This window comes from Georgenia sp. Z1344, assembly GCF_049856295.1.
Lineage (GTDB): Bacteria > Actinomycetota > Actinomycetes > Actinomycetales > Actinomycetaceae > JB111.
Genome location: NZ_JBNDMZ010000012.1, coordinates 42,772 through 68,272, shown reverse-complemented (window position 1 = coordinate 68,272; position 25,501 = coordinate 42,772). Strand labels below are relative to the sequence as shown.

The following is a 25,501-nucleotide window of genomic DNA, read 5'->3' as shown; positions in this document are numbered from 1 at the left end:
GGGTGCGCCGTCGTCGTTCGCCCTCGGGCCCTGCGCCCCTGCGCCGTCAGTGCTCGGCGGGACGCGGGTCGGCGGTCCGTTCCGGGGCGAGGGTGGCGCGCAGGACCTCGTCCCACGGGGTCGGGCCGAACCCGAGAGCGGCCTCCGCCTCGGACGAGTCGACGACGTACGGCGCGGTGAACTGGTGGTCGATCTTTCGGATCTCACGCATCTGGGGGACGAACCACCCGACGACGACGAGCAGCCAGGTGGGCATCGCACTCACCTTCGGCACCCCCACCCCGGCAGCGGCGGCGAGATCGCCCGTGAGCTCGCGCTGGGTGCGCGGCGGGTTGGTCGGCACGAGCCAGGTGCGGCCGTGCAGCGCGGGATCGGCGGCGGCCGCGACGACAGCTGCCGCGACGTCGTCGACGAAGGTCCACGAGTGCGGCTCGTCCGTGGCCCCGACGACCTGCACGCTCTTGCCCGCGCGGATGCGGTCGATGTTCCGGGTGGCGTGCCCGTTCTGACCGACCGAGGCGCCGATGTAGTCCGAGGCGCGGACCTCGACGGCGCGGAGGCGGCCCTCGCGGTGCGCCGCCATGGCCTCGGCGGTCATCCGGGCCCGCAGCTCGCCCTTGTGCTCGGCGGGCGCCTCCGGGGTCGACCCGGTCATCGGGTCGGTCACGCGCCCGTACGGGTAGAGGTTGCCGACGGTCGCGAGCACGGCACCGCTCGAGGCGGCTGCGGCGAGGAGCGCCTCGTGCAGCGGCGGCCACTCCTTCTCCCACAGGTGGTAGCCGGCGGGGTTGAGGCAGTTGTAGAGGACGGCGGCGCCGTCGGCGAGCTCGCCGAGCTGCGCGGCGCTGGTGGCGTCGACGGCGACGCGGCGCGCCCCCTCGACCAGCGGACCGGTCCCGGAACGGCTGGCGAGCGTGACGTCCTCGCCGCGGGCGACGAGGTGGCGGGCGACGGCGCGGCCCACGGGGCCGGCTCCGACGACGAGGTGGTGGGACATGAGGGACTCCTGCGGTCGAGAGGGACGAGCCGGACGAAGCGGTGTTCATATCAGTGAGCGGTGCTCACGAAAGCCACGCTAGACCTCACTGCCCCATCACACAAGAGCAGTGCTCACAAAAAGTTCGCATGATCGCCCAACGGGGCGAGCGCTCACCGGATGAGTCATACTGGCCCGATGGACACCGAGCACGCGCCCACGAGCGCCCGCGCCCTGGCCACCGCGGAGGTCCGGCGCCGGATCGTCGCGGAGTCGCGGCGCCAGCTCGGGATCGTCGGGCCGGGACAGCTCTCGCTGCGCGCCGTCGCCCGCGAGCTGGGCATGGCGTCGTCGGCGATCTACCGCCACTTCGCCAGCCGCGACGAGCTCGTCACCACGCTCATCACCGCCGCCTACGACGAGCTGGCGGAACTCACCGACGCCGCCGTGGCCGCCCTGGCCGACCACGCCGACCCCGCCGACCGGTGGCGAGCCTGGTGCAGGGCGCTGCGCGGCTGGGCGGTCTCCCACCCGCACGACTACGCCCTCATCTACGGCTCCCCCATCCCGGGGTACGCGGCGCCGGACACGACGACGACCTCCGCGCTGCGCGTCCTCGCCCCGATCATCGCGCTCTTCCCGGACATCACCGTGCCGGGCGAGATCACCATGTCCGACGAGGCCACGGAGCCCGACGACGATGCACTTACCCGGTCCCTCGCCCCGATGACCTCGTTCATCGGTGACCTCGTCCCGGAGGCGATCACCGAAGATCCGACACCGCCCTCGCCGGCCGCGATCGCCCGCGGCATCGGCGCCTGGTCGACGATCATGGGCTTCGTGTCCCTCGACCTGTTCGGTCACCTCACCGGTGGCGTGGCGGACGCCGACGCGGTGTGGGCGCGGGTGGTCGAGCAGACGGCGGCCGACCTCGGTCTCGTCCCCGAGCCCGGGCCCGTTCCCGACGTCGGTCTCATGACCGAGCCCGGACCCGTCCCCGAGGGCGCAGCACCCATCGACGACGCACCCGCCGACGACGCACCCCGCCCGGAAGGATCGCTCTGGTGACCGACTCGCTGCTCGCCGCCCACCCGCTCACGCTCGGCACGATGTACTTCGGCACGCACGTGCCGGCGCGGATCGCCCACGACGTGCTCGACCGGGCGCGCGACCTCGGCGCCACCTCGTGGGACACCGCCAACATCTACGCGCACTGGGCCGGCCGCGACGGCGGCGAGTCCGAGCGCACGCTGGGCGCGTGGTTCGCCGAGCGCGGGTCGGTCGCCCGCGACGACGTCACCCTCGCCACGAAGATCGGCAACCTCCCGGTGCCCGGCGGCCCCGGCCCGGGCGGGACCACGGGGCTCGGGGCCGGTGCCGTGCGGCGGCAGGTCACCGACTCCCTGCGGCGGCTGCGCACCGACCGGGTCGAGGTGCTCTACGCCCACATCGACGACCACCACACCCCGCTCGACGAGACCCTCGGGGCGCTGTCCGCGCTCGTCGACGAGGGACTCGTCCGGCAGGTCGCCGCGAGCAACTTCTCGGCCGTCCGGCTGCGCGACGCGCTCGCCGTCCCCACCGCGCACCGGTACACCGCGCTCCAGCAGCGCTTCACCTACCTCCGGCCGGCCGAGGGCGCCGACCTCTCGCCGCACGTCCTGCTCGACGACACCGTCGCGCACCTGTCGGTCCGGTCCGGCCTCACGCTGCTCGGCTACTCGCCGCTGCTGTCCGGCGCGTACACCCGCTCTGAGCGCCCGATCCCCGAGCAGTACCACACGGCGGCGCTCGGACCCGCGCTGCTCAAGCTGAGCGAGGTGGCCTCCGGCGCCGGGCTCGACGCCGGACAGACCGTGCTCGCCTGGATGAGCCAGCGCGTGCGGCCGGTGCTCCCGGTGGTCGGCGTCTCGAGCGTCGAGCAGCTCGAGGCCGCGTGGCAGGGCGTCACCACCGAGCTCGGCGCCGATGCGCTCACCGCCCTCGACGACGCCCGGCTCGGCCGGCTCTGACCCGCACGCTCGACCACGACGGGCCGCCCGTGCCGACCTGAGCCGCACTCTCGACCACGACGACACGTTCGGCCACGGGTTCGGCCACCGCCACAACCACGGGCACGACGACGAGGAGCGGACCGCGCCGCTGTCGCCTCGCACCGTCGGGTGCAAGAGTTGTGCCATGACCACCGGAACCACGCTCGAGGCGGACCTGCTCGTCATCGGCTGGGGCAAGGGCGGCAAGACGCTCGCGCGCTCCCACGCCTCGTCCGGGGAGCGGGTCGTCATCGTCGAGACCGACCCCAACATGGTCGGCGGCACGTGCATCAACATCGGCTGCGTGCCCACCAAGGCGCTCGTCCACCGCGCCGCCGGGCGCCGGGGCGAGGACGCGGAGGGCTGGTTCCGCTCCGCCCTCGACTTCCGGGACGCCCTCACCGCCAAGCTCCGCACCGCCAACCTCGCGATGGTCGACGACCACGAGTCCTCGACCGTCCTGTACGGCCCGGCCCGGTTCGTCGGCGAGCGCACGGTCGAGGTCGCCACGGCAGACGGGACCGTCACGGTCCGCGGCACGCACGTCGTGGTCAACACCGGAGCCGAGCCCGCGTTCCCGCCGGTCGAGGGTCTGCGGGAGAGCGAGTACGTCGTCGACTCGACCGGCGTCCAGGAGCTCGCCGCCCTGCCGGAGCGCCTCGTCGTGCTCGGCGCCGGGCCGATCGGGCTCGAGCTCGCGGACGCGTTCACCCGGTTCGGCTCGCAGGTCACGGTCGTCGACGTCGCCGAGCGTCTCCTGCCCCGCGAGGACGAGGACGTAGCCGCGAGCGTGCGCGGGGCCATGGAGGACGCGGGGACCACCTTCGTCCTCGGCGCGACCGCACGCCGGGTCGTCGACGGCGAGTCGAGCGCCGACCTCGTCGTCGAGGTCGACGGAGCCGAGCGGGCGCTGACCGCCGAGGCGATCCTCGTGGTCACGGGCCGCAACCCCCGCACCGCCGACCTCGACCTCGCCGCCGCCGGCATCGAGACCGGCGAGCGCGGCGCGATCACCGTCGACGAGCACCTGCGGACCAGCGCCGCGGGCGTCTACGCGGTCGGCGACGTCAACGGCGGGCCGCAGTTCACCTACATCTCCTACGACGACCAGCGGATCGTCGAGGACGACCTGCGTGGCAGGGGCACGCGGTCCACCGCCGACCGCGTCGCCGTGCCGACGACCATCTTCCTCACGCCGCCGCTCGGACGGGTCGGGCTCAGCGAGACCGAGGCGCGCGAGCAGGGGCTCGACGTCGAGGTCAAGGCGAAGCCGGTGGCCGCGATCGCCGCGATGCCGAGGCCCAAGGCGGTCGAGGAGACGCACGGGCTGGTCAAGGTGCTCGTCGAGCGCGGGACCGACCGCGTCGTCGGGGCCGCCCTGCACACGATCGACGCGCAGGAGGTCGTCAACCTCGTCGCCCTCGCCATGCGCCACGGGATCACGGCGAGCGAGCTGCGCGACGGGATCTGGACCCACCCGTCGTCCACCGAGGCGCTCAACGAGGTCCTCGCCTGACCACCCCCGACGAGTGCGGGGACATTCCCGCACGCGACGCGATCCGCGTCCCGAGGACTCCGCGATCCGCGTCCCGCCGATTCCTCGTTCCGCCACGAGCGTGACCGGGCCGCACGCCCGTGCACCGCGCATGCCCCGGGCCTAGCGTGGACGCCATGACTGCGAACGTGATCGTCCTCGGTGGCCACGGCAAGGTCGCCCTCCTCCTCCACCCGCTCCTCGTCGAGCGCGGCGACTCGGTCGACGCGGTGATCCGCAACCCCGAGCACGCCGACGAGATCCGCGCGGCCGGCGCCAACCCCGTCGTCGCCGACATCGAGCACCTCTCGACCGAGGAGCTCACCGACCTGATCTCGGGCCACGACGCCGTCGTGTTCTCGGCCGGCGCCGGCGGGGGCAACCCGCAGCGCACCTACGCCGTCGACCGCGACGCCGCGATCCGCTCGATGGACGCCGCGAAGGCCGCGGGCGTCAGCCGGTACGTCATGGTGTCCTACGTGGGCGCCGGGCCCGACCACGGCGTCCCCGAGGACAGCTCCTTCTTCCCGTACGCCGAGTCCAAGTCCGCCGCCGACGAGCACCTGCGAGCGAGCGGCCTCGACTGGACCATCCTCGGCCCGGGCGGCCTCACCCTCGAGGAGCCGAGCGGCCGGATCACCGTCACCGACACCTCGGGCGAGACGTCCCGGGCCAACGTGGCGGCCGTCGCCGCAGCGGCGCTCGAGACGCCGTCGGCCATCGGCCGGACGATCAACTTCCACGACGGCGACACCCCCATCGCGGACGCGCTCGCCTGATCGTCCTCACCCGACGCTTCCACTGTCGGCCCGCTCGCGGCCGGACCGATCCCGTCCCCGGGGTCAGCCGGGCGCGGGCGGGCCGTCGGTGCGCTCGCTGTCGAGGCGCGCGACCCGGCGCGGGCCCGCCGTCACCCGGTACGACTCCTCGACCAGCTCCGCGATCTCGGGCCAGTCGGTCTCCTCGTCGAGATCGATGCCGTACCAGCCCGATGGCCCCACGTAGGCGGGGTAGAAGCAGCGCGGGTCGGCCAGGAGACCGCGCAGCTCGTCGTCGTCGGAGGGCTTGAGCAGGAGGCTCTGCTCGTGCCGCTCGTGCCGGCCCCCGCCGAGCTTCACGCTGCCGCCGTACGTCGCGAACGTCTTCGTGGTGAAGAACGTGGGCCGCCCGTGCGACACCTTCTCCGCGGCGTCGGGCAGGGCGAGGCAGACCGCGCGGACGCGGGCGAGCACCGGATCGTCGTCGTCGAACATCCGTGGGTGCGTCATGCGACGCACGGTAGAGCAGCGCGGCGTGGGCCGGCGCCGGGAATCTCCCGACCGGGCCGTAGCCGGCAACACGGTCGCTCCCAACTGGGCCCGAGCGACGGCACTCGGTGCCACAATGTCGATCGGGGGCATACCGACACCCTGAGCGCGGCCGTCACGGGTGACACCGCGCCGATCTCGACGAGGAGAGAACAGATGAAGATTCGTGGTGCGCTGCTGCGCGAGCAGCCCGGCAAGTGGCTGGTCGAGGACCTCGAGCTGTCCCGGCCGCGGCGCGGGGAGATGCTCGTCGAGATCGTCGCCAACGGCCTGTGCCACTCGGACGAGCACATGGCCAAGGGAGACACCCCGCTCCCCAACCTGCCGGTCGTGTCGGGGCACGAGGGCGCGGGCATCGTCCGCGAGCTCGGTGAGGACGTCACGGGCTTCGAGGTCGGCGACCACATCGTCACGTCCTTCGTCCCCGCGTGCGGACGCTGCAAGTGGTGCTCGATGGGCATGCAGAACCTCTGCGACTACGGCGCGCTCATCCTCGACGGCACGCAGCTCGACGGCTCGACCCGGATGACCGACGCGAACGGCGAGCAGGTCTTCGCCGCCGCGATGCTCGGGACGTTCGCCAACTGGCAGGTGCTCGACCAGACGTCGTGAGTGAAGATCGACAAGGACCTCCCGCTCGAGGTCGCCTGCCTCATCGGGTGCGGTGTCCCGACCGGGTTCGGGTCCGCCGTCAACGCGGCCGAGGTCAAGCCGGGCGACGTGACGATGATCCTCGGCGCCGGCGGGATCGGCATGAACGCCGTCCAGGGCGCGAACTACGCGGGCGCGCGCCGCGTCATCGTCGTCGACCCGGAGCCGTTCAAGCGGGACACCGCCCTCAAGCTCGGCGCCACGGACGTCTTCGACTCCATCGAGGAGGCCGACGCGCTCGCGAAGTCGCTGACCAACGGCCAGGGCACGGACTCGACGATCGTCACCGTCGGCGTCACCACCGGCGAGCACGTCCGCCAAGGCTACGAGACCGTGCGCAAGGCGGGCACACTCGTCGTCACGGGTCAGGGCAGCACGAGCTCGACGATTAGCTCCGCGGGCGATCTCGGGAGTCGTTCGCGGTTGAATTCGGGAGTCGTCGGGCGGCCTTCAAGGCTGAGTGTCCGAGCCAATCCGGGAGTCATTTGATGGCCTGCTGGTGGTGCAGGTCTGGGGTGTAGGCGGTGAGGATCTGCTCGATCCGACTGAGGTTGCTGCCGTAGTAGGCGCGGTCGAGTCGGGCGAGCTCAAGGTCAGGGAAGTTCGGGTAGACACCTCCGGATCCCCATGGCTGCACGGATCGCCAGGACCGGGTGATCCACTTGTCGGTCGAGCAGGCCGTGATCTTCGTTCCGCGGTAGACGGTGGCGGTGTGTTTGAGCAGGAACTGCTCGCGGCGATGAGGGAAGGCGGTGTGGCCGTCGGCGACTCTGTTGTAGGCGCCGGCCCAGGGAGAGAAGTCGAGTTCACGTGCCTCACCGGGTCGCCGGTGATCGGCCAGCTCGGTGATCAGTTTGTCGACGGCCGAGGCTGGCAGCGACTCGCGGAAGAACTCGGACTTGCTGAACGCATCTGGTGGCGCCAAATCGGCGTCGGGGCCGTTGAGCCAGGTGCGGACGTCCAGCCAAGACGAGCGACGCTGCCAGCTGCTGCGTGGCTGGGGCCCGACCGCTGCCACCAGTACGGACAACAGCGACCGGAGGCGGGAACCGTCGCCGGCAAGGGTGCCCAGGACTCTGGACTGCAGCGGTCGCGCAGGGTCGGCCGGGGCTGTGATGAGGAGGCTGGCGGCGAGGGCGTCGGGCGCGGACGGCGCCCAGTTCTGCCAGGCGGTGACCACTTGTGCGGTGTGTTCATGGTTCCAGGTCAGTTCGAAGGCGGTGCAGCCCGGTTCGGCGATGGTGTCGAAGACAAGCTCGGTGACGACGCCGCAGCCGGTGGCGCCCGCGCCCCGGATCAGCCAGAACAGGTCGGGCTCCTGCTCGTGATCGCAACGCACGATCCGGCCGTCGAGGAGCACGACCTGGGCGGAGACGAGGTTATCGCAGGTGAGTCCGTGGAGTCGGCCCAAGAGGCCGAACCCTCCGCCGAGGGTGAGTCCGGCGATGCCGACGGTCGGTCCTGAACCTGCGGGAATGGTGCGCCCGTGTTGCTGCAGGATGCGGTAGATGTCTCCGAGCCGGGCGCCGGGTCCCACGACAATCCGGTTGTCGTCGACGTGGATGCTGTTCATCGCACCGACGTCGATCAGCAGGCCGGTGGTGGAGGAGCGCCCGGCGAAGTCGTGGCCGCCGCTTCGGACCGCGACAGGGAGCTGGGTGTGGTGGACGAGGCCGAGCGCCTGTGCGACCTCGTCGGCGGTTCGACATCGCAGGATGGCCGCCGGTCGGACGGCGGCGAACCGCGCGACGGCGGGGACGCGTGCATCCTCGTAATTGGCAGCCTCGGGCAGCAGCAACTCGCCGGTGAAGGTGCGCAGCATGCCGGGATCGCCGGTGGTGTGGGCCTGGTCGCTGCTCAAGGTGCGGTGTGGCTGGCCGGTTGTGCGGTGAACTGGTCAGCGAAGGGCAGCGCCGCGAGGCCGGCTCGGGCCACGTCGTCGTCTTCGTCCTCGGTTCCGCCGCTGGCGCCGATCGCGCCCACCACGGTCTGCTCGACCACGATCGGGTAGCCGCCGGCGAACAGCACCGCACCGGTGAGCAGCTGGTCGAGCACCGTGGGCACGGTGAGACCGAGGTAAGGGTCATTCCCAACGACACTGCGCCAGTCGCGGGTCGGCATGCCGTTGGAAGCCGACAGGCGCGCCTTGCCGCTGGCCAGCCCGACGGTCAGTGGGTCGGCGCCGTCGCCTCGGAACAGGGAGCGCAGGTTGGCTGCGTCGTCGACCACGACGACAGTGAAGCGGCCGCCGAGCTGGACAGCCCGGTGTCGGGCTGCGCTGATCAACGCGTCGACGGCGGGGAGGTCGAGGGCGGGTTTCGTGGGAAGCGGGTGCATGGTCGGCGATCCTTCGCTCGGGATAGAGGTAAGGCGATTCGGGTTCTGCGCGTTCAGGTCGGGAGTGCGCTGGGGGCGGCCTTCGAAGACTGATCGGGTGCCGTTCGCTGTTGGCTGAGGGTGTGAGCGAGGCGGTAGGAGTCGGTGCCGGTTTCGATGATGTTGCCGCCGAAGGTGAGCCGGTCGACGATCGCGGCGCACAGCCGCGGGTCGGTAAAGGTCTTGGTCCAGCCGCTGAAGGCCTCGTTGGACGCGATCGCCACCGACGCCTTCTCCTCCCGTTCGGTGAGAACCTGGAACAGCAGTTCGGCGCCCCGTTTGTCGAGGGCCATGTAGCCGAGCTCGTCAATGCAGAGCAGGTCGACGCGGCCGTAGCGGGCAATGGTCTTGGTCAGGGCCATATCGTCGGCGGCTTCGACGAGCTCGTTGACGAGTTTGGTGGCCAGGACGTACTTGACCCGGTAGCCGGCCATGGCGGCTTCGGTGCCGAGAGCGATCAGGAGGTGGCTCTTGCCGGTGCCGGAGTCGCCGATGAGGCAGAGCGGCTGGCCGCGGCGGACCCAGTCGCAGGCGGCGAGGGTGTTGATCACTGCCGGGTCGATGTGGGGGTTCGCGTCGTAGTCGAAGGCGCGCAACGACTTCTCCCGGGGGAATGCGGCGGCGCGGATGCGGCGCTCGGATCGTCGGCGGGCTCGGTCGTCGCATTCGGCGAGCAGCAGCTCGGCGAGGAAGGCGCGGTAGGACTGCTGCTGGCGGGCGGCGGTGTCGGCGGTTTCGCTGAAGTGGGTGCGGATGGTCGGCAGCCTCAGCATGCGGCAGGCCTGGTCGATGGCGGTGTCGGCGGCCTGCTCGGTCAAGCCTCGCCGTGCGGGGGTGGCAACAGGTGCAGTCATGGGGTTCCCTTCGGGCGGGTGAGCAGCTGGTCGTAGGAGGTCACGTCCGGCAGCGGCCTGGTGTCCGGCGGGAGGTGGCTCAGCCGCTTCTCGGTGAGGGAGCGGATTGATTGCTGCCCGACCGCGGGGGCGGCATGGGCGTCCGGCGCCCTGACCGGAGACTGCAGGTCAGTGTCGGCTCGTTTGCGGGCTTCCAGGGCGACGGCGTCGGCGGTGAACGCACCGGCCTGCAGGGCGGCTCGGATGCCGGCGCTGATTTGGTCGGCGTGCAGGTGGCGGTGCAGCAGCAGCACCTCGATCAGCGCGCGGGTGCCGGCGGTGTCGCCGTGGGCCTTGCGGGCCGCCGCCCACCAGGCGTCGTGGGCGGGAGTGAAGGTGCCGGCGGCGCGGGCCTGCTCCAACGCGGTCGCCCCGGGCAGCGCGCCCGGCTTGCGGATCAGGGCCTCGAGGTAGTGGTCCAGCTCAAGTCGGCTGCCGCCTTTACCGAGCAGTCGTTGATGATCGGCGGTGGGAGTGCGGCCGTCGTAGATGGTGAGGTCGGAGGCGTTTAGCAGCACCCGCACCGGTCGGCCGATCAGCCGGGACGGCACCGAGTACCGGTTCGAGCGGACGGTGACCTGGGCGTAGCGGTCGACCCGCGGGGTGAGCCACAGCCCGGTCTCGAACGGTTCGACAGGCAGCGGTTTCAGCAGGGTCTGTTCGGCGGCGAAGGCCTCGCCGACGGTGTGCAGCCGGTGCCCGATCCGCCGGGCGTCGTCGGCGGTGTCGTAGCCGTCGATCAGGTCGTTGAGCTCGGCGATGGAGTCGACCTCGGGCACGGGAACCAGGTGGTTGCGGCGGAACCTGCCGATGTCGCCCTCCACGCCGCCCTTCTCGTGGGCTCCCTCGATGCCGGGCTGGCAGTAGAAGGCGTCGAGGTCGAAGTGGGACCGGAACGCGATCCACCGGTCGGTCTCGACCCGCTGGCGGGTGAAGCCGATCACCTGCGCGACGGCGGCCTTGAGGTTGTCGTAGCGGATCTTGCCGGCCGGTACTCCGCCGAGGGTCCGGAAAGCGTGTTGATGGCCTTCGAAGAACGCTTCCTGGCCGCCGGTGGCCGAGGCGCGGTGAACCGCCTTGCCCGAGTAGGACATCCGCAGCGCAAACAAGTGGCAGCTGACCAGGTCCCCGCGGAGCCGGACGCTGATCTCACCGAAGTCGACTTCGGCTTCCCGGCCGGGCAGATGGGTCTGCGGCACGAACACCTCGGAGGCGCCGCGATCCTGCTCGGCGCGGACTTCGGGTCGCCTCTTCGCGACGTAGGCACGCAGCGTGTCGTAGGAGACCCCGCTCATCTGGTGCTCGTCGACGAGCCGGTCGAAGATCCGGGTGGCGGTGTGGCGCTGTTTCCGTGGCGCGTCTAGATCGGCCACCAGCATCTCCTCGATGAGCGGCTTGAACGGATCCAACTTCGAGGCCCGCTGCGGATACTCCGCCCGGGGTGGCGGCCACGCCGACTGCGAGGCCGCCTTCACCGTCCGCCAGGTCACGTGGCGGGTGCGCTGGATCTCGCGGGAGGACAGTCCGGCCCGGAGGTCTCGCCGGATGGCGGCGAACACCTCCGTCGGAGACGGTGCCCGGTTAGGCGGCATCGGCGGCCGTCCGCGCTTTTCGCAGCGCGTCGGCCCAGGCGGTGAGCTGATCGAGCATGCGATGCAAGGTGTCGAGGTGGTGCTGCGGAGGGTCGAGGCGGGAGCCGTCGAAGTCGTCAAAGGCCGACAGCGCGACCTGGTCACGGACATCGGCAAGGTGCAGCTCGCCGACGATCTGGCGGAGGTGCTCCACGGCCCGGACGCCGCCGTTGATGCCGTAGCTGACGAAGCCGCAGGCCTTGTCATGCCACTCCCGATACAGGTAGTCCAAGGCGTTCTTCAACGCCGCGGTGGTCGAGTGGTTGTACTCGGGGGTGACGAAGACGAACCCGTCGTAGGAGGCGATGGTGGCGGCCCACCGACGGGTATGGGCGTGGACGTACTCCTCGGACATGGCGGCGGCGACCGGCTCGTCCAAGACCGGCAGCCGATGGTCGGCGAGGTCGACGAGCTCGTAGGAGGCGTCCCCGCGCCCCGAGGCGTGAGCGTGGACCCAACGGGCCACGATGTCTCCCCGTCGGCCCGGCCGGGTCGTTCCAACAATGATGGCAATGCGCAACACGAAAGAGCTCCTCTGGTGTGCTGGGTGGTGTGGGCGAGTGGAAGGTCCCGTGAGCGCCTAGAGCGCTTCGGCAATGTGGCGGCCCCAGTGGGGGCGTCGACCATCGACGTCGTCGATGCCGTACTCCTCGGCCAGGTCCCAAGAGGTCAGCACCTGCCCGGTCCGGTTCGCCACCTGCGGATCGGCGGCCAGCGCGGCGACGACCCGGCCAAGGAACCGAGGGGTCTCTGAGGCCAGGAAGTGGGGGTCTTGGGCGGCGGCATCAGTCCAGTTGCTCTCGGCCACCCCGAAGCCGTCCAGCATCGCCTCCGACCGCAGGAATCCGGGAGTGACGGCGAGGCAGGTGATCCCGTGAGGCCGCAACTCCTCGCTTTGGGCGAGAGCGAGCCGGTTCACCGCGGTCTTGGCCAGGTCGTAGGCCAGGTTGCCGCGGTACTGCGGACCGGCGCCATCGGTGATCTCCACGATCAGCCCTGCCCGGCGGGGCAGCATCAGCGGCACCGTCTGCTGGCTGGTGATCAGATGGGTCAGAACGGCCCGCTCCCACAGGGTTCTGACCTTGGTCAGGTCCAGCTCCCAGAACGGTGTGTCCCACTGCGTCAGCGGGTCACCACCCCACACGTCGTTGATCAGAACGTCCACGCGGCCGTGCGCGGCCCGGATCTGCGACACAACGGCGGCCACCTGGTTTGGGTCAGTGTGGTCGCAGACGACCGCGACTCCGTGGCCACCGGCGGCGGCCACCAGTTCCGCGGTCTCCTCGATGGTCTCGGGCCGGTTCATGTCCGAACCCGCCCCCCGGGTGCTGCGTCCGGTCACGTAGACCGTGGCCCCCAACGCCCCCAACTCGACCGCGATGCCGCGGCCCGCGCCCCGAGTGCCGCCGGCTACCAGCGCCACACAGTCGGACAAGACGCCAGCAGAGGTGGACTGTGGCGCTGGGTCGACGGAGCAGACGTTGGGAAGCGGTGTGTTCATATTGTTAGTAAACCATCATTCATTTACTAATGCTAGAGTGCCGCTCATGACCAGACCCCGCACTATGGCCGACGAAGACGTGCTGGCGGCCGCCGCGGACGCCGTGGCCGCAGTCGGGCCCGGTGCCATCACCCTCGCCGAGATCGGACGCCAGGTCGGACTGTCACCGGCCACCCTGCTGCAACGGTTCGGCTCCAAACGGGGACTGCTCCTCGCCCTGGCGCAACAGGCCGCTCAGACACTGCCCCGGGATCTGCGGCAGTCCGCCTCAGCCTCAGCTCCCGTGGCCGCCATGGTGAACACGTTCGCCGAACTCGCTGCCGGTGTCCGCACGTCCTCCGAGTTCGCCAACCACCTGGCCTTCTTGCTCCTCGACCTCGGCGACCCCGACTTCCGAGACCTCACCAGGACCTACGCCCTTGCCGTCGAAGCCGCGATCAGCGACGTCCTCGCCGCAGGCCAGGCATCCGGTGAGCTCCTCTCCGGACCGCTCGACGACGACCTCCCACGCCTGGTCCACGCCGCGTACAACGGCGCCCTCCTCACCTGGGGCATGACCGGCGAGAGCGAGCCTGCCGGACAGGTCAGGCGCCACCTCCACCAGATCCTCGACCCGTACCTAGCAGCCTGAGCACGCCAAGTGACACCAAGACCTGCCCTACCGCCGATCTCACCTCGTGACTCCTGAGTTCGTCCGCACACTGCGGTGGCCGGCGCGACCGACTCCCGACCACACCCGTAAGTGACTCCCAGATCAACCCGCATTCTCAGACGATCGACGGCATCAACCTGTTCCAGTTCTCGATGCTGCAGAAGCGGATCCAGGGCTCGCTGTACGGCAGCTGGTCGCCGCGCGTGGCGATCCCCAAGCTCATCGAGCTCTACAAGGACGGCAAGCTCCACCTCGACGAGCTCGCCACGCGTCAGTACAAGCTCGAGGACATCAACACGGCCTACGACGACATGTACGCGGGTCAGAACATCCGCGGCGTCGTCGTCCACGAGCACTGAGGACGGCAGGACCGGGCCGTCCGACGACGGACCACCGGAGGCCGGGCGCGAGCCGCGCCCGGCCTCCGCGCGCTCCGGCGGTCGGGATGCCGATGTCGGTGACCGGTGCCACGCTGGAGGCATGGAGAATCTGACAGCGGATCAGGTCCAGGACGCCGCCCTCACGGACTGGCGTCACCTCGTGAACAAGCTGCACTCCCGGTTCGAGACGGGTGACTTCGCCCGCGGGCTCTCGTTCGTCGCCGCGATCGGCGAGGTCGCGGAGGCGGCCGGCCACCACCCCGACGTCACCCTCACCTACCCGTCCGTGACCGTCAGCCTGACGAGCCACGACTCCGGCGGGATCACGCCGAAGGACATCGACCTCGCCCGCCGGATCAGCACGATCGCCTCGGCCGACGGCATCCCGGCGGCGCCGTCGGGCGTCGCGGTGGTCGAGCTTGCCCTCGACACCGCGGACCAGGGCGCGATCGACGCGTTCTGGTCCTCGGTCCTCACGGGCTCGCCGGACAACGTCGACGGCGACGAGATCGTCGACCCGTCGGGGCGCGCACCGACCCTGTGGTTCCAGCGCACCGAGCCGCACGACACCCCGCGCCAGCGCTTCCACCTCGACGTCCAGGTGCCCGCGGACGAGCTCGACGCCCGCGTCGAGGCCGCCGTCGCCGCCGGCGGCCGTCGCGTGGAGGACATGGGGCGCGGCCGCGCGTTCGTCGTGGTCGAGGACGCGGAAGGAAACCGCGCCTGCTTCTGCACCGTGCTCGATCGCTGACGATGCGCGGCCGGCCCTGGTGCGGACCCCTCGACGTCGAGGGGTTCGCCGAGGTGGCAGCGACCGACTGCGCGGACGCCGCCACCGCGCTCGCCCGCGCGCGGGGCTCCGCCGCGGTCGTCACGACCCGGCCCGGATGGGCGTGGGACGCCATCGCCACCGCCAACCACCTGCGCGTCGACGGTCGCCGGCGGATCGGGTTCGGCCCGCTCTCGGCGTTCTTCTCGGCCGCCGACGGCTGGGTCCGCACCCACGCCAACTACCCGCACCACTCCGCGGCCCTGCGCACGGCACTCGCGCTGCCCGAGGTCGCGGGACCGGACGACGCCGCCCGCGCGCTCGCCGACCTGCCGGCGCTCGAGGCCGAGGAGCGCGTGACCGCCGCGGGGGGACTCACCGTCGCCGTGCGCACCGCCGCGAACTTCTCCGGCACGGATGCCGCGGCCACACGTGGGACGCCCGGGCACCGCCCCGACCGCGGCCCCGGCGTCGGCTCCGCCACACGCCTGCCCCCGCTCGACGACGGCGACCTGCCCCTGGCCGGCCTGCGCGTCCTGACCCTCACCCGGGTGCTCGCGGGCCCGAGCGCGGCGCGCCTCCTCGCGAGCCTCGGGGCCGACGTGCTGCGGGTCGACCCGCCGGACCTGCCCGAGCTGCCGGACCAGCACCTCGACACCGGTTTCGGCCTCCGAACCGCCGAGTCCGACCTCACCGATCCGGCCGAGCTCGACCGGGTGCACGACCTGCTCAAGAGTGCCGACGTCCTGCTCACCGGGTACCGGCCCGGTGCGCTCACGCGGTTCGCCCTCGAGGGGCCGGGCGTCCGGGCGCGCCACCCGCACCTCACCGTCGTCTCGCTCAGCGCGTGGGGGACGGTCGGCCCGTGGGCGGGGCGCCGCGGGTTCGACAGCCTCGTGCAGGCGGCCTCGGGCATCGCGGACGTCTACCGGGCGGGCGACGCGGAGGATGCCGACGGGCGGGCGGGCGACGGGAGGTCGACGGCCGGCCGGCCGGGGGCGCTGCCCGTGCAGGCCCTCGACTACGTTACGGGCATCCGCCTCGCGACCTCGGCGATGCGGCTGCTCGCCGCCCGGGAGGAGGTGGGCGCCGGGTCCGCGCACCACGCCCTCGTCGACGCCGCCACCGAGCTCCTCGCCATGCCCGGTCCCGGCGGCACCCCCGACGACGACGCGCCCGAACTGGTCGAGGTCGACTCGCCGCACGGCCGGCTGCTCCACGTGCCGCCGCCGTTCGCGGTCGGCGGCGAGCGCCTCCCCCACCGGTGGCCGCCGCGTCCCTACGGCGGCGACCCGCTCGCGTGGGCGGCGGGCTGACCTCGGTCAGGCGCGGTTCCGCACGATCTGGGACGTCCCGGTCACCAGCACGGCGGTCCCGATGAGGGCGACGACGACCACCGCGATCACCATCCGCCGCTCGTGCGCCTCGCCCTCGCGGTCCCACTCCCAGGCGCCGTCGTCGGCGACGGCGACCTCGAGCTCCGACCCGCCCGCGGTGCAGCCGAGTGCGTGGTCGCCGGTCTCGTCCGCGTAGAACCGGGCGATCGCTGGTCGCTCGGAGTGCTCCCAGTTCGCGGCGACCTCGTACTCGACCTCCTCGCCGTCTGGCCCGGTGATCGAGCACGCGGGCTCCGCGTCGATCGGAGCCGACGACACGAGCACGTAGGGGCTGTCGCCGGAGAGTCGGTGACTCCCGCCCTCGACGGGTTGAGGCTCGCTCGCCACGAGATCGGGCGGAGCCCCCCGCGTGCCGCCGATGATCGCCACGGCGAACACGGCCAGCGTCCCGAGCACGAGCCACACGATCCCGAGCGCGATCAGCCCGAACCCGCGCCGACGACCCGTCCGACGACGACGCGCTCGCGCAGCGTCACTCTCCTCGGCGCCCGGTCCCCCAACTGTGTCCACACCCCGATCCTCGCAGGCCCGCGCCGTAGGAGCTGCAGCGCGCGGAGGCACCCTGCGCGCTGCCGGACACTGTGTGCACGTCACGCCGACCGGCGGCGGGCAGCGTCGCCGTCATGGGGACGCCGCCGCCCGCGCCGGCCGTGCCAGGCGGTTGCCGACCGCGTCAGGCGGTCTGGTCGCTGTGCTTCCCCTCGGCGATCTCCTCGACCGTCTTCGCGCAGAACGCGGCGAGGTCGGCCGGGGTGCGCGAGGTCATCAGACCGGCGTCGACGACGACCTCCTCGTCGACCCACTGCGCGCCCGCGTTCTTCAGATCCGTCGAGACGGTCGGCACGGACGTGAGGCGACGCCCCTCGACGACGCCCGCGTCGATGAGGATCCACGGCGCGTGGCAGATCGCGGACACCGGCTTGTGCTGGTCGAAGAACGCCCGGACGAACGTCCGCACGTCCGAGTTCCCACGCAGGGCGTCGGCGTTGAGCGTGCCGCCCGGCAGCACGAGGGCCTGGAAGTCGTCCGGGTTCGCGGCGAGGATCTCGAGGTCGACCGTGAAGTCGTCGCCCCGGTCCCAGTCGTGCCGCAGCGCCGTGATCGTGCCGGACTCGAGCGAGATGAGCGTGGGCTCGCCACCCGCCTTCTCGATCGCCGCCCAGGGCTCGGCCAGCTCGGACTGCTCGACGCCGTTCGTCGCGATGAACGCGACCTTCTTGCCGGAGATGCTCGGAGCCATGATCGGCCTCCCGTCTGATCGGTCCGGCCCGCTCGGGGCCGCGGTCACCTCCATGCAACCGAGTACCGGGCCCCTCCGCATCCCGGGGCGGGCGTGTCGCCGCCCGGATCAGCCCGGGGCGAACGACGACGACGCACCGCGCGAGGTCGTCGCCCGTCGTAGGCTCCCCGCATGCCCGAGCCCACCGCCGCACTCGCCCTGCGCGGCGTCACGCTCACCGCGGACCGGCCGCTCGTCGTCGTCCCGGTCGTCACCGCGGGCGACGCGGCGGAACGGGCGTCCGAGGCCGTCGAGGCCGGGGCGGACGTCGTCGAGTGGCGCATCGATCTCGCGTACGCGGTGACGGACGGGGGCACCGACCCCGCGCGCGCCGAGCTCGACGGGCGCACCCTCGACTCGGTCCTCGCCGCGTTGCCGGCCGTGGTCGCCGCGTGCGCGGGCGCGCCGCTCATGGTCACGTGGCGCACGACGTCGGAGGGCGGCGCCGGGGAGGCGTCGCCGGACGCGTATGTCCGGCTCGTGGGCGCCGTCGCCGCGGTGGACGGCGTCGATCTCGTCGACGTCGAGGCGGACCACCCCGCCGCGGCCGACGCGCTGGCTGTCGCGCGGGAGGCGCCCGCACGCCCGGCCGTCGTCCTCTCGCACCACGACTTCGACCGCACCCCGGCGCACCGCGAGATCGTCGACCGGCTCGCCGCCATGGAGGACGCGGGCGCCGACGTCGCGAAGATCGCCGTCACGCCGCGCACCACCGCGGACGTCCTCGCGCTGCTCACCGCCACCGCGGAGCGCGCCGCCGTCGCGCGCGTCCCCCTCATCACGATGGCGATGGGCACGCTCGGTGCCCCCACGCGCCTGGTCGGCGGCCGGTTCGGCTCGGCGGCCACCTTCGCGAGCCTCGCCGCGTCGTCGGCCCCCGGCCAGCTCCCGCTGCACTCCGTGCGCGCGACGATCGACGCCCTCGCCGCCACGGGCTGACACCAACGGACGAATGCCCGGCAGGCCGGGCACTCGCCGGCCGGGCACCCCGTCAGCCGCCTCCTCGGGGCGCGCGAAGCACGCGCAGCGCCGCCATCGCCTCGCCATGACCGGTTCATCGAACGGTCAACCGCCGGTCTTCCCTTGTGTGGCCCAGGTCGTTAGGTTGTCATGCGTCCGTTATGCATCGATCGAGAGAGAGCGCAGAGACATGGACGAACTCCGGAACTACGACTGGGTGGGACTGCTCGAGAAGGTGCTCGTCGCCCTCGTCATCCTCCTGGTCACGTGGATCATCGCCCGGCTGGTCAAGGCCGGTTTCGAGAAGCTCGTCGGACGGATCCCCGCGCTCCAGCGCGCCGGTCGTGACGGACAGAGCGTCGGCAGCTCGCTCGGGCAGATCGCCTCGTTGCTCGTGTGGATGTTCGGCCTCATCGCGATCCTGCAGGTCTTCCGCCTCGAGCAGGTCCTCGCGCCGATCCAGTCGATGCTCGACACGATCCTGTCCTACCTGCCCAACCTCATCGGTGCGGGAGCGGTGTTCTTCATCGGGCTGGTGCTCGCCCGCATCGTCCGCCAGCTCGTCGGCACCGCCCTCTACTCGGCCGGCCTCGACCAGCGCGTCGCGAAGCTGAGCGGCAACTCCACCGGCAACCCGGCGCCCGCGGGTGCTCCTGCCGGCGCGCAGGGCGCCCACGGCGCCGCGCCGCAGCAGCCCGGTCAGCAGCACGCGCCGCAGCAGGCCCCGCAGCAGGGCGGCCAGCAGACCAGCCTGACCAACGTCCTGGCCAACCTGGCGTTCGCCGTCGTGCTCGTCGTCGTGTCGATCTCGGCCCTGCAGATCCTCGGCATCTCGGCGATCTCGGACCCCGCCACCTCGATGCTGCAGACGGTCCTCGACGCGATCCCGAACATCCTCGCCGCCGCCGTGCTGCTCATCCTCGGCTGGGTCATCGCCAAGTTCGTCGCCCAGCTCCTCGAGTCCACGCTCGCCGGGCTGAGCATCGACCGCATCGCCGTCGAGCAGGGCATCGTCCCCGAGGGCCGCCGGGCCTCGAGCATCCTCGCCACGGTGGTCAAGGTGGTCATCGTCGTGTTCTTCGCGATCATGGCGACCCGCATGCTCGGCTTCCCGGAGATCACCGGGTTCCTCGAGGAGATCATCGCCGTCGGCGGCCGGATCCTCTTCGGTGCCGCGTTCGTCGCGGTCGGCGTCCTCGTCGCCACGCTCCTGCGCCGCGCGATCGGCACCGGCACCCCGGCCCAGATCGTCTACTGGGCGACCGTCGCGCTGTTCGCCGCGATGGGCCTGAGCTACATGGGCATCGCCGAGTCGATCGTCAACCTCGCATTCGGCGCCGTCGTCGTCGGCGGGGCTCTCGCCGCCGCGCTGGCCTTCGGCCTCGGGGGCCGCGACGCCGCCGCCCGCACGCTGAGCAAGGCGGAGCGGAAGATCGACGCCGGGACGCCCGCGGCCGGTGCCGGATCCGCCGCGCCGGGCACCGCGTCGGCGGGCCCGGCCGCCCCGGAGGGGCACCCCGGCGCCTGATAGGACACCCCCTGACGTGGGGCGCGCGGCCGTGGTCCGGTCGCGCGCCCCACGTGCGCGAACGCTCGCCCGAACCCGCGGCGAACCGCGCGTCCGGCGCCTAGGCTCGCCTCATGCCGACGGTCACCGCCCCCGACGACGGCGACCGGCGACCGGGCGTGACGGCCGGCCTCGCGGCGCCCACCGGGAGCGACGTCGGCCCGGAGCCCGAGCCAGGCGCGGCACCGACCCCGTGGACCGCGGACGCAGACGCGGGCACGGACACCTCGCCGCGGCTGCGCTCCTCACCGCTCGTCCGCCAGCTGCCGTTCGTGGCCGTCGCCGTCGTCGTCGGGTTCGTCCATGTGGCGACGGACCCCGAGATCCTCACGCAGGACCGGACGTTCGGGGCGTTCCTCCTCGTCCTCGCGGCCACGACGACGGCCGCGGCGATGCCGTGGCACCGACTGCCCACCTGGGCGCCGGCCGTCGTCCCGGTCCTCGACATCCTCGCGGTCGCGCTCCTCCTGTCCGAGTCGCTCGTCGTGTCCTCGATGCTCGTGCTGCCGGTCATGGTTCTCGCGCGCACGTTCCCCCGCACGGGCGTGGCGCCGGCGATCGCGCTGGGAGTCGCGGCCGCGTGGTCCCCGGAGATCGTCGACCTCGTCTCCTCGTCGAAGGCACTGAGGGTCGACCCGATCACGCTCCAGCGGCTCGTCATCATCCCGGCGGTCCTCGCGTCGACCGCGATCGTCGTCGCGGGCTCCGAGCGGCGCTCCACCGCCCGCCTCGAGCTCGTCTCCAGCCAGAGCCAGGTGGTCGAGGAGGCCCTCGCCGACTCGCGCAGCCAGCGCCGGCTCCTCGAGGCGGTCCTCAACACCGTCGACGTCGGCGTGGTCGTCCTCGACGCCGAGGGTCGGGTGACCCTGCGCAACCGCACGCTGGTCGAGCAGGACGCCCCCGTGCCCGGGGTCGGCGAGCTCGTCGACGACCCCGAGGTCCTGGCGCGGCACGACGGCCTCGTCCGCGGCGCGGACGGCGTCACCGAGCTCGGCGCGGACGAGCTCCCGAGCGTGCGGGTCGACCGCGGTGAGCGCGTCGTCCGCGAGATCATCTGGTGGGGCGCCCAGGAGCCCCGCTCGGCGCAGCGCGTCTCGGCCACCCGGCTGACGGACGAGAGCGGCGCCGCCGCCGGGTCGGTCCTCGTCTACCAGGACCTCACCAAGGAGATGGAGGCCCTCGCGCAGCGCGACGACTTCGTCTCCTCGGTCACCCACGAGCTGCGCACGCCGCTCACCTCGATCCTCGGCTACCTCGACCTCGCGCTCGAGGACCCCGACCTGCCCGACGACGTCCGCACCCAGCTCGACGTGGCCGTGCGTAACTCCGAGCGGCTCGAGCTGCTCATCTCCAACCTGCTCGTCGCCGCCCGCGAGAGCGCCGGGGCCACCCCGGCGCCCACCGGCCTGGTCGACCTCTCCGCGATCGTCGCGGACGTCGCCGAGAGCCAGGCACCGCGGGCGGCCGACGGGCGGATCTCGGTCGAGGTCGACGCCGACGAGCGGTGCGAGGTCGAGGCGAACGAGACCCGCCTCACCCAGATCGTCGACAACCTCGTCTCGAACGCCATCAAGTACTCCCGCCCCGGCGACCGCGTGCGGATCTCGACCTGGCGGACCCCGGACCAGGTCCATCTCGAGGTGGTGGACACCGGCATCGGCATCTCGGCGGGCGACCGGATCCGGCTGTTCAGCCGGTTCTACCGGGCGCCGTCCGTGCGCAGCGGCCCCGTGCAGGGCACGGGGCTCGGCCTGCACATCACCAAGGGGCTCGTCGAGGCCCTCGGCGGCACGATCACGCTCGAGAGCCGGCTCGGCGAGGGCACCACCGTCGAGGTCTCGCTGCCCGCGGCGGGTGCGTCATGACCCTCGACACCTTCACCCTCCAGGCAGTCACCGGCCTCGTCATCGCCACGGTGACGGTCCTGTTCGTCGTCGACGCCCGCGGCCGGGGGGAGGACACCGTCGACCAGCTCTGGGGCGGCGCACTCGCGGCGGCCATCACGGGCGCGATCACCTACGTCGTGGCCGCCGCCTCGCCCGCCATGTGGTGGGCCAACGCTCTCGGCAACGCCGCCACCGCGATGACGACCCCGCTCATGTGGAACGGCCTGCGCGCGTGGCGCGGGCGACCCCACCTGCTGTGGGTCTCGGGCGTGGCCGGCGCGTCCGTCCTCGTCATCACGCTGGTGGCGGGTCCGGACGCCGGGCCGTGGGGCGGGGCCTGGGCGATGCTCGCGGTGACCGCCGCCGGCGCCCTCGCCGGCGGCGCCACACTGGCCGCGGCGTGGCGCGGCCGTTCCCCCGTCGTGCGCCTGCTCGCGGTGCTGCTCCTCGCGGTCGCGGCGTTCTACGCCTTCCGCCTCGTCCTGCTCCTCGGCGCCGGTCCGAGGTCCGGGGTGTTCGAGCGCTGGGCCGGCACGTCCGTCACGTCGCTCGTCATCATGGTCCTCGTCATCTGCGCCGCCTTCGCCATGGTGAGCATGCGCGGGGAGGACCGCCGGCGCGTCGAGGTCGAGCGGTCCTCCTACGACCCGGCGACCGGCGCGCGCACGGTGGTCAGCTTCCGCCCCCGCGCGATCACGGCGATCGACGAGGATCGCGAGGCCCACCGGCCGGTGTCGATGGTCACCCTCGACCTCGACGACCACGCCCGCCTGCGGACCGCCTTCGACGCGGGGATCGCCGAGCACGCGGTCATCACACTGGGCGAGGTCGTCCGGCGCCTGGCCCCGCCGATGTCGCTCATCGGCCGCGAGCGACACCGCTCCGGGTTCGACGTCCTCCTGCCACGCCGCGGCCCTGCCGAGGCGCGCACGTGGGCGGAGCAGGTCCGCCGGGAGCTGGCGAAGGACTCCCTCGACGTCGACGGCGGGCACCTCCGGCTGCGCATCAGCGCGGGCGTGGCCTGCGACGACACGGCGGGCTACGACCTCGACGACCTCGCCCAGGTCAGCCGCGACGCCGCCGCGAGCTCCCGGTCCGGGGGCGGCAACCAGGTGCACGTCGCCTCCGTCGACGACGGCGAGTTGAGCCTGGCCTCCGTGGGCCGCAGCATCGGCGCACCACGCGACTGACCGCGCGGGCCCGACGACGCGGGGCCGGCGACGACGGCAGCCCTGGTGTCGCGAGCCGTCGTTCGCCGTCGTCGGGAGTGATACCCGGACCCCGGAACGGTCTGCGCTGACGAATCTTGAGGCGCACCACGACCGGGGGTGAACCCTGAGCAAGTCCTGAGGCGAACCTGAGGTGAACGAACGGTGACCGAGGGCGGGCGCTGAGGCGCGCGGGGGAATCTCCTCCCAGCAGCCCGGACAGGCCGGGCCGGCCCCCTCCCGAAAGGCCCATCATGTCGCGCTCGACCGCTTCCGCCACCCTCACCTCGAAGACCTGGAAGGGTGTCGCCGCCGGCGTCGCCGCCGTCGCCATCCTCGCCGGTGGCGGGGCCTCGTTCGCCGAGTGGCGCGCCTCCGCCGCGGCCGACAACGCGGCGACGATCACCTCCGGCGTCCTCGACATCAGCTCGAACAACAACGGCACGTGGACGAACCGTGCGGGCGTCGAGATCAACCCGGCCGAATACGTCATCGTCCCGGGCGAGGAGCTCACCTACACCGAGTCGATGACGATCGACGCCGAGGGCGACGGCCTCGAGGCGACCGTCAGCACGAACATCCCGAGCCACACCGGTGGCCCCGAGCTCGTCGCGGCCCTCCGCGACGCCGCCTCGCTCTCGGTCACCCTCGACGGCGAGACCTACGCGCCGATGTCCGAGACCGAGGGTCCGTCCGCGATCGTCCCGACGAACGACGGCGAGCAGACGGTCGGTATCGAGATCACGATCCCCTTCGACGCCGTCGAGCAGGTCGCCCAGGGCCAGCACGTCAACATCGGCGCCCTCGAGGTGACCGTCGCGCAGACCCCGATGGCCGGCTGACGCACCCGACCGATCAACCCCCCTGAACCCCCGAGAGGAGGACGACGATGAGCAGCACCCCCCGGCTCGGCCGCGCGGCACTCGCAGCGGCACTCGCCGTCGTCCTCCTCTCGGGATCCGGCGGCACCGCCGCCTCCTGGTCCGACTCGGTGACGAGCGCGGGATCGACGATCTCGTCGGGCCGGCTCGAGGTCGAGGCCGTCTCCTCGTCCGTCCTCGTCACGCGGCCGGGCAGCCCCACCCCCACGCCGCTCGCAACGACCGCGGTGCAGCCCGGGGACACGATCACCCTCACGTCGACCGTCCGCGTCCGCACGGCCGGCGACGCCCTCGACGCGCGCCTCGCGCTCGACGCCTCGGCCGCCACGCTCGTCGTCGGTGGTGTCGACCTCTCCGCCGGCGCCCACGTCGGCACGAGCAGCTCGCTCCCGTCCGCGGGCACCCACTCCTTCGCCGTCACGGGCTCCGACGACGGCGCCACGGCGACCGCGACCGTCGCCTGGACGATCCCCGCCACCACCGACGGCCGGCCCCGCGCCGCCGACCGGTCGAACTGGTGGGGCACGCGACTGCAGAACCAGTCAGTGGCCCCCGGCGGACTGCGCTGGACCCTCGTCCAGCAGTCCTGAACTCCCGCCCTGCCCGAACCACCCAGAACCTGCCCGAAGGAGAACCGATGAGCGCCGCGACCGCCACGCGCCCACGCCCCCGCACCCACCTGGTGCGTGCGCTGGTCGCGGCGCTCCTCGCCGTGGCGGCCGTGCTCGTCCTCCAGCCCTCGGGCTCCACCACGGCGGCCTGGAGCGACTCCGTCGACGTCGCCGGCGCCTCCGGCACCACCGGCTCCCTCTCCCTCGCCGTCTCCGGCGCCGTCACCGGCTCCGCCGTCGTCACGCCCGGCGGGACGGTCGCGAGCACCTGGTCACCGACCGCCGTGACGGTCGCGGCCGCGGGCGTCCCGCTCACCGTCGCCCAGCTGGCCGGCTCACGCCTCGAGTACCGCGTCCCGGCGGCGGGGGCCGCCTGCTCCACCACCGGCACGCCGCTCTTCACGGCGACGCCCACAGGCACCGGAACGAGCTTCACGGTCTCCGGCGGCTCCGCCCTCAGCGGTACGCGCACGCTCTGCGTCACGCTCGTCCCCGGCGACGCCCTGCGGGCGAGCTACGCGGGCGTCGCCCTCTCCGTCACGACGACGATCACCGCCGCCCAGTCCGGCACCGGCACGTGGACGGCCGGCCAGAGCTGGACCACCGCGCAGCAGCTGCCCGCCCCGCTGCCCGCCCTTCCGGAGGTCGACTCGTTCCGCTGCGGCCCCCTGTCGAACGAGAAGTTCGTCGATCTCCGCTGGGCCCTGACCGGAGCCTCGGGGTCCGCGTCCGTGCAGGGCTGGCGGGTGGAGCACCGCGTGGCGGCCTCCGACTGGACGACGATCTTCGACGGCATCGCAGCGTCCGCGCAGTCGTACCAGATCAAGTGGAACGACCTTCCGCAGCGCCTCCGCGTGAACAGCACCGGCAGCATCCGCATTGTCGCCGTGCTCACCGACGGCACACGGGTCGCGAGCAACGCCATCGGCCTCGACACCTCGACCCAACGCGGCGGGACCATGACCTGCTCCTGAGCAGCGCACCGCCCCGTCCCCCTCGACACCACCCA

At 72.5% G+C, this 25,501-nt stretch carries 27 protein-coding genes; 17 read left to right on the top strand and 10 right to left on the bottom strand.

Going from position 1 to position 25,501, the window contains the following annotated elements; genetic code table 11:
- Positions 1-46 precede the first annotated feature (46 nt).
- Positions 47-997: an NAD-dependent epimerase/dehydratase family protein gene (locus ACPYO6_RS13725; RefSeq protein ID WP_425715318.1), complete on the bottom strand. Its 951-nt coding sequence runs from the start codon at positions 995-997 to the stop codon at positions 47-49.
- Positions 998-1,174: 177 nt separating this feature from the next.
- Here ACPYO6_RS13725 and ACPYO6_RS13720 point away from each other — a divergent pair, with 177 nt between their 5' ends.
- The 4 genes from ACPYO6_RS13720 to ACPYO6_RS13705 all read left to right on the top strand — a co-directional run bounded on the left by ACPYO6_RS13720 (position 1,175) and on the right by ACPYO6_RS13705 (position 5,322).
- Positions 1,175-2,044 carry a TetR/AcrR family transcriptional regulator gene (locus ACPYO6_RS13720; protein WP_425715317.1) on the top strand — a complete coding sequence of 290 codons (870 nt, stop codon included), beginning with the start codon at positions 1,175-1,177 and terminating at the stop codon, positions 2,042-2,044.
- Positions 2,041-2,988, top strand: coding sequence for an aldo/keto reductase (locus ACPYO6_RS13715; protein WP_425715316.1), 948 nt, complete (start codon positions 2,041-2,043; stop codon positions 2,986-2,988). Before ACPYO6_RS13720 ends, ACPYO6_RS13715 begins: the two co-directional genes overlap by 4 nt.
- Before the next feature lie 166 nt (positions 2,989-3,154).
- The gene (locus ACPYO6_RS13710; RefSeq protein WP_425715315.1) at positions 3,155-4,525 is read left to right on the top strand and encodes an FAD-dependent oxidoreductase; all 1,371 of its coding nucleotides are present in this window, start codon (positions 3,155-3,157) and stop codon (positions 4,523-4,525) included.
- Between the two features lie 155 nt (positions 4,526-4,680).
- A complete protein-coding gene (locus tag ACPYO6_RS13705; protein WP_425715314.1) occupies positions 4,681-5,322 on the top strand; it encodes an SDR family oxidoreductase in 642 nt (213 codons plus the stop codon).
- A gap of 63 nt (positions 5,323-5,385) precedes the next feature.
- Here ACPYO6_RS13705 and ACPYO6_RS13700 read toward each other — a convergent pair whose 3' ends face one another.
- Positions 5,386-5,811 carry an MmcQ/YjbR family DNA-binding protein gene (locus ACPYO6_RS13700; RefSeq protein WP_425715313.1) on the bottom strand — a complete coding sequence of 142 codons (426 nt, stop codon included), beginning with the start codon at positions 5,809-5,811 and terminating at the stop codon, positions 5,386-5,388.
- Positions 5,812-6,006: 195 nt separating this feature from the next.
- Here ACPYO6_RS13700 and ACPYO6_RS13695 point away from each other — a divergent pair, with 195 nt between their 5' ends.
- The gene (locus tag ACPYO6_RS13695) at positions 6,007-6,462 is read left to right on the top strand and encodes an alcohol dehydrogenase catalytic domain-containing protein (protein ID WP_425715312.1); all 456 of its coding nucleotides are present in this window, start codon (positions 6,007-6,009) and stop codon (positions 6,460-6,462) included.
- Positions 6,463-6,990: a zinc-binding dehydrogenase gene (locus ACPYO6_RS13690; protein ID WP_425715311.1), complete on the top strand. Its 528-nt coding sequence runs from the start codon at positions 6,463-6,465 to the stop codon at positions 6,988-6,990.
- On the opposite strand, the gene ACPYO6_RS13685 is transcribed toward ACPYO6_RS13690, so the two are convergent.
- From ACPYO6_RS13685 to ACPYO6_RS13660, 6 genes are read right to left on the bottom strand one after another with little or no spacing between them, the layout of a single operon-like run.
- Positions 6,983-8,362, bottom strand: a complete 1,380-nt coding sequence (locus tag ACPYO6_RS13685) for an FAD-binding protein (protein WP_425715309.1) — start codon at positions 8,360-8,362, stop codon at positions 6,983-6,985. The genes ACPYO6_RS13690 and ACPYO6_RS13685 overlap by 8 nt on opposite strands.
- On the bottom strand, positions 8,359-8,838 hold the full coding sequence (locus ACPYO6_RS13680; RefSeq protein ID WP_425715308.1) for a GlcG/HbpS family heme-binding protein: 480 nt from the start codon (positions 8,836-8,838) through the stop codon (positions 8,359-8,361). The genes ACPYO6_RS13685 and ACPYO6_RS13680 overlap by 4 nt, the downstream gene beginning before the upstream one ends.
- 53 nt (positions 8,839-8,891) lie before the next feature.
- On the bottom strand, positions 8,892-9,731 hold the full coding sequence (gene istB, locus ACPYO6_RS13675; protein ID WP_425715307.1) for an IS21-like element helper ATPase IstB: 840 nt from the start codon (positions 9,729-9,731) through the stop codon (positions 8,892-8,894).
- Positions 9,728-11,362 (bottom strand): IS21 family transposase, encoded by a 1,635-nt coding sequence (istA, locus tag ACPYO6_RS13670; protein WP_425715306.1) that lies wholly within the window; start codon positions 11,360-11,362, stop codon positions 9,728-9,730. Before istA ends, istB begins: the two co-directional genes overlap by 4 nt.
- The gene (locus tag ACPYO6_RS13665; protein WP_425715305.1) at positions 11,352-11,924 is read right to left on the bottom strand and encodes an NADPH-dependent FMN reductase; all 573 of its coding nucleotides are present in this window, start codon (positions 11,922-11,924) and stop codon (positions 11,352-11,354) included. Before ACPYO6_RS13665 ends, istA begins: the two co-directional genes overlap by 11 nt.
- A 57-nt stretch (positions 11,925-11,981) precedes the next feature.
- On the bottom strand, positions 11,982-12,902 hold the full coding sequence (locus ACPYO6_RS13660) for an SDR family oxidoreductase (RefSeq protein WP_425715303.1): 921 nt from the start codon (positions 12,900-12,902) through the stop codon (positions 11,982-11,984).
- A 46-nt stretch (positions 12,903-12,948) separates the two neighbouring features.
- Here ACPYO6_RS13660 and ACPYO6_RS13655 point away from each other — a divergent pair, with 46 nt between their 5' ends.
- From ACPYO6_RS13655 to ACPYO6_RS13640, 4 genes are all read left to right on the top strand, one after another.
- The gene (locus tag ACPYO6_RS13655) at positions 12,949-13,533 is read left to right on the top strand and encodes a TetR family transcriptional regulator (protein WP_425715302.1); all 585 of its coding nucleotides are present in this window, start codon (positions 12,949-12,951) and stop codon (positions 13,531-13,533) included.
- Between the two features lie 173 nt (positions 13,534-13,706).
- Positions 13,707-13,913 (top strand): hypothetical protein, encoded by a 207-nt coding sequence (locus ACPYO6_RS13650; RefSeq protein ID WP_425715301.1) that lies wholly within the window; start codon positions 13,707-13,709, stop codon positions 13,911-13,913.
- A 121-nt stretch (positions 13,914-14,034) separates the two neighbouring features.
- The gene (locus ACPYO6_RS13645) at positions 14,035-14,685 is read left to right on the top strand and encodes a 4a-hydroxytetrahydrobiopterin dehydratase (protein WP_425715300.1); all 651 of its coding nucleotides are present in this window, start codon (positions 14,035-14,037) and stop codon (positions 14,683-14,685) included.
- 53 nt (positions 14,686-14,738) lie between these two features.
- On the top strand, positions 14,739-16,019 hold the full coding sequence (locus ACPYO6_RS13640) for a CoA transferase (protein ID WP_425715299.1): 1,281 nt from the start codon (positions 14,739-14,741) through the stop codon (positions 16,017-16,019).
- Positions 16,020-16,025: 6 nt separating this feature from the next.
- Here ACPYO6_RS13640 and ACPYO6_RS13635 read toward each other — a convergent pair whose 3' ends face one another.
- Together ACPYO6_RS13635 and ACPYO6_RS13630 are read right to left on the bottom strand one after the other, a co-directional pair.
- The gene (locus ACPYO6_RS13635; RefSeq protein ID WP_425715298.1) at positions 16,026-16,610 is read right to left on the bottom strand and encodes a hypothetical protein; all 585 of its coding nucleotides are present in this window, start codon (positions 16,608-16,610) and stop codon (positions 16,026-16,028) included.
- A 163-nt stretch (positions 16,611-16,773) separates the two neighbouring features.
- Positions 16,774-17,340, bottom strand: a complete 567-nt coding sequence (locus tag ACPYO6_RS13630) for a type 1 glutamine amidotransferase domain-containing protein (protein ID WP_425715296.1) — start codon at positions 17,338-17,340, stop codon at positions 16,774-16,776.
- A 171-nt stretch (positions 17,341-17,511) separates the two neighbouring features.
- Here ACPYO6_RS13630 and aroD point away from each other — a divergent pair, with 171 nt between their 5' ends.
- From aroD to ACPYO6_RS13595, 7 genes are all read left to right on the top strand, one after another.
- Positions 17,512-18,318 (top strand): type I 3-dehydroquinate dehydratase, encoded by an 807-nt coding sequence (gene aroD, locus ACPYO6_RS13625; RefSeq protein WP_425715295.1) that lies wholly within the window; start codon positions 17,512-17,514, stop codon positions 18,316-18,318.
- A 211-nt stretch (positions 18,319-18,529) separates the two neighbouring features.
- A complete protein-coding gene (locus tag ACPYO6_RS13620; RefSeq protein WP_425715294.1) occupies positions 18,530-19,867 on the top strand; it encodes a mechanosensitive ion channel in 1,338 nt (445 codons plus the stop codon).
- A gap of 113 nt (positions 19,868-19,980) precedes the next feature.
- The gene (locus ACPYO6_RS13615) at positions 19,981-21,771 is read left to right on the top strand and encodes a sensor histidine kinase (RefSeq protein ID WP_425715293.1); all 1,791 of its coding nucleotides are present in this window, start codon (positions 19,981-19,983) and stop codon (positions 21,769-21,771) included.
- Entirely contained in the window at positions 21,768-22,982 is a 1,215-nt protein-coding gene (locus ACPYO6_RS13610; protein ID WP_425715292.1) for a GGDEF domain-containing protein, read from the top strand. The genes ACPYO6_RS13615 and ACPYO6_RS13610 overlap by 4 nt, the downstream gene beginning before the upstream one ends.
- A 272-nt stretch (positions 22,983-23,254) precedes the next feature.
- Positions 23,255-23,842, top strand: a complete 588-nt coding sequence (locus tag ACPYO6_RS13605) for an alternate-type signal peptide domain-containing protein (protein ID WP_425715290.1) — start codon at positions 23,255-23,257, stop codon at positions 23,840-23,842.
- A gap of 47 nt (positions 23,843-23,889) precedes the next feature.
- Positions 23,890-24,471 carry an alternate-type signal peptide domain-containing protein gene (locus ACPYO6_RS13600; protein WP_425715289.1) on the top strand — a complete coding sequence of 194 codons (582 nt, stop codon included), beginning with the start codon at positions 23,890-23,892 and terminating at the stop codon, positions 24,469-24,471.
- A gap of 47 nt (positions 24,472-24,518) precedes the next feature.
- Positions 24,519-25,466 carry a hypothetical protein gene (locus ACPYO6_RS13595; protein ID WP_425715288.1) on the top strand — a complete coding sequence of 316 codons (948 nt, stop codon included), beginning with the start codon at positions 24,519-24,521 and terminating at the stop codon, positions 25,464-25,466.
- Positions 25,467-25,501: the final 35 nt, after the last annotated feature.

What these genes read in the sequence shown, in the direction of transcription:
- ACPYO6_RS13725 (WP_425715318.1), bottom strand. Translation starts at nt 997, where the DNA reads ATGTCCCACCACCTCGTCGTCGGAGCCGGCCCCGTGGGCCGCGCCGTC.
- ACPYO6_RS13720 (WP_425715317.1), top strand. Translation starts at nt 1,175, where the DNA reads ATGGACACCGAGCACGCGCCCACGAGCGCCCGCGCCCTGGCCACCGCG.
- ACPYO6_RS13710 (WP_425715315.1), top strand. Translation starts at nt 3,155, where the DNA reads ATGACCACCGGAACCACGCTCGAGGCGGACCTGCTCGTCATCGGCTGG.
- ACPYO6_RS13705 (WP_425715314.1), top strand. Translation starts at nt 4,681, where the DNA reads ATGACTGCGAACGTGATCGTCCTCGGTGGCCACGGCAAGGTCGCCCTC.
- ACPYO6_RS13700 (WP_425715313.1), bottom strand. Translation starts at nt 5,811, where the DNA reads ATGACGCACCCACGGATGTTCGACGACGACGATCCGGTGCTCGCCCGC.
- ACPYO6_RS13695 (WP_425715312.1), top strand. Translation starts at nt 6,007, where the DNA reads ATGAAGATTCGTGGTGCGCTGCTGCGCGAGCAGCCCGGCAAGTGGCTG.
- ACPYO6_RS13680 (WP_425715308.1), bottom strand. Translation starts at nt 8,838, where the DNA reads ATGCACCCGCTTCCCACGAAACCCGCCCTCGACCTCCCCGCCGTCGAC.
- istB (WP_425715307.1), bottom strand. Translation starts at nt 9,731, where the DNA reads ATGACTGCACCTGTTGCCACCCCCGCACGGCGAGGCTTGACCGAGCAG.
- istA (WP_425715306.1), bottom strand. Translation starts at nt 11,362, where the DNA reads ATGCCGCCTAACCGGGCACCGTCTCCGACGGAGGTGTTCGCCGCCATC.
- ACPYO6_RS13660 (WP_425715303.1), bottom strand. Translation starts at nt 12,902, where the DNA reads ATGAACACACCGCTTCCCAACGTCTGCTCCGTCGACCCAGCGCCACAG.
- ACPYO6_RS13655 (WP_425715302.1), top strand. Translation starts at nt 12,949, where the DNA reads ATGACCAGACCCCGCACTATGGCCGACGAAGACGTGCTGGCGGCCGCC.
- ACPYO6_RS13650 (WP_425715301.1), top strand. Translation starts at nt 13,707, where the DNA reads ATGCTGCAGAAGCGGATCCAGGGCTCGCTGTACGGCAGCTGGTCGCCG.
- ACPYO6_RS13645 (WP_425715300.1), top strand. Translation starts at nt 14,035, where the DNA reads ATGGAGAATCTGACAGCGGATCAGGTCCAGGACGCCGCCCTCACGGAC.
- ACPYO6_RS13630 (WP_425715296.1), bottom strand. Translation starts at nt 17,340, where the DNA reads ATGGCTCCGAGCATCTCCGGCAAGAAGGTCGCGTTCATCGCGACGAAC.
- aroD (WP_425715295.1), top strand. Translation starts at nt 17,512, where the DNA reads ATGCCCGAGCCCACCGCCGCACTCGCCCTGCGCGGCGTCACGCTCACC.
- ACPYO6_RS13620 (WP_425715294.1), top strand. Translation starts at nt 18,530, where the DNA reads ATGGACGAACTCCGGAACTACGACTGGGTGGGACTGCTCGAGAAGGTG.
- ACPYO6_RS13615 (WP_425715293.1), top strand. Translation starts at nt 19,981, where the DNA reads ATGCCGACGGTCACCGCCCCCGACGACGGCGACCGGCGACCGGGCGTG.
- ACPYO6_RS13610 (WP_425715292.1), top strand. Translation starts at nt 21,768, where the DNA reads ATGACCCTCGACACCTTCACCCTCCAGGCAGTCACCGGCCTCGTCATC.
- ACPYO6_RS13605 (WP_425715290.1), top strand. Translation starts at nt 23,255, where the DNA reads ATGTCGCGCTCGACCGCTTCCGCCACCCTCACCTCGAAGACCTGGAAG.
- ACPYO6_RS13600 (WP_425715289.1), top strand. Translation starts at nt 23,890, where the DNA reads ATGAGCAGCACCCCCCGGCTCGGCCGCGCGGCACTCGCAGCGGCACTC.
- ACPYO6_RS13595 (WP_425715288.1), top strand. Translation starts at nt 24,519, where the DNA reads ATGAGCGCCGCGACCGCCACGCGCCCACGCCCCCGCACCCACCTGGTG.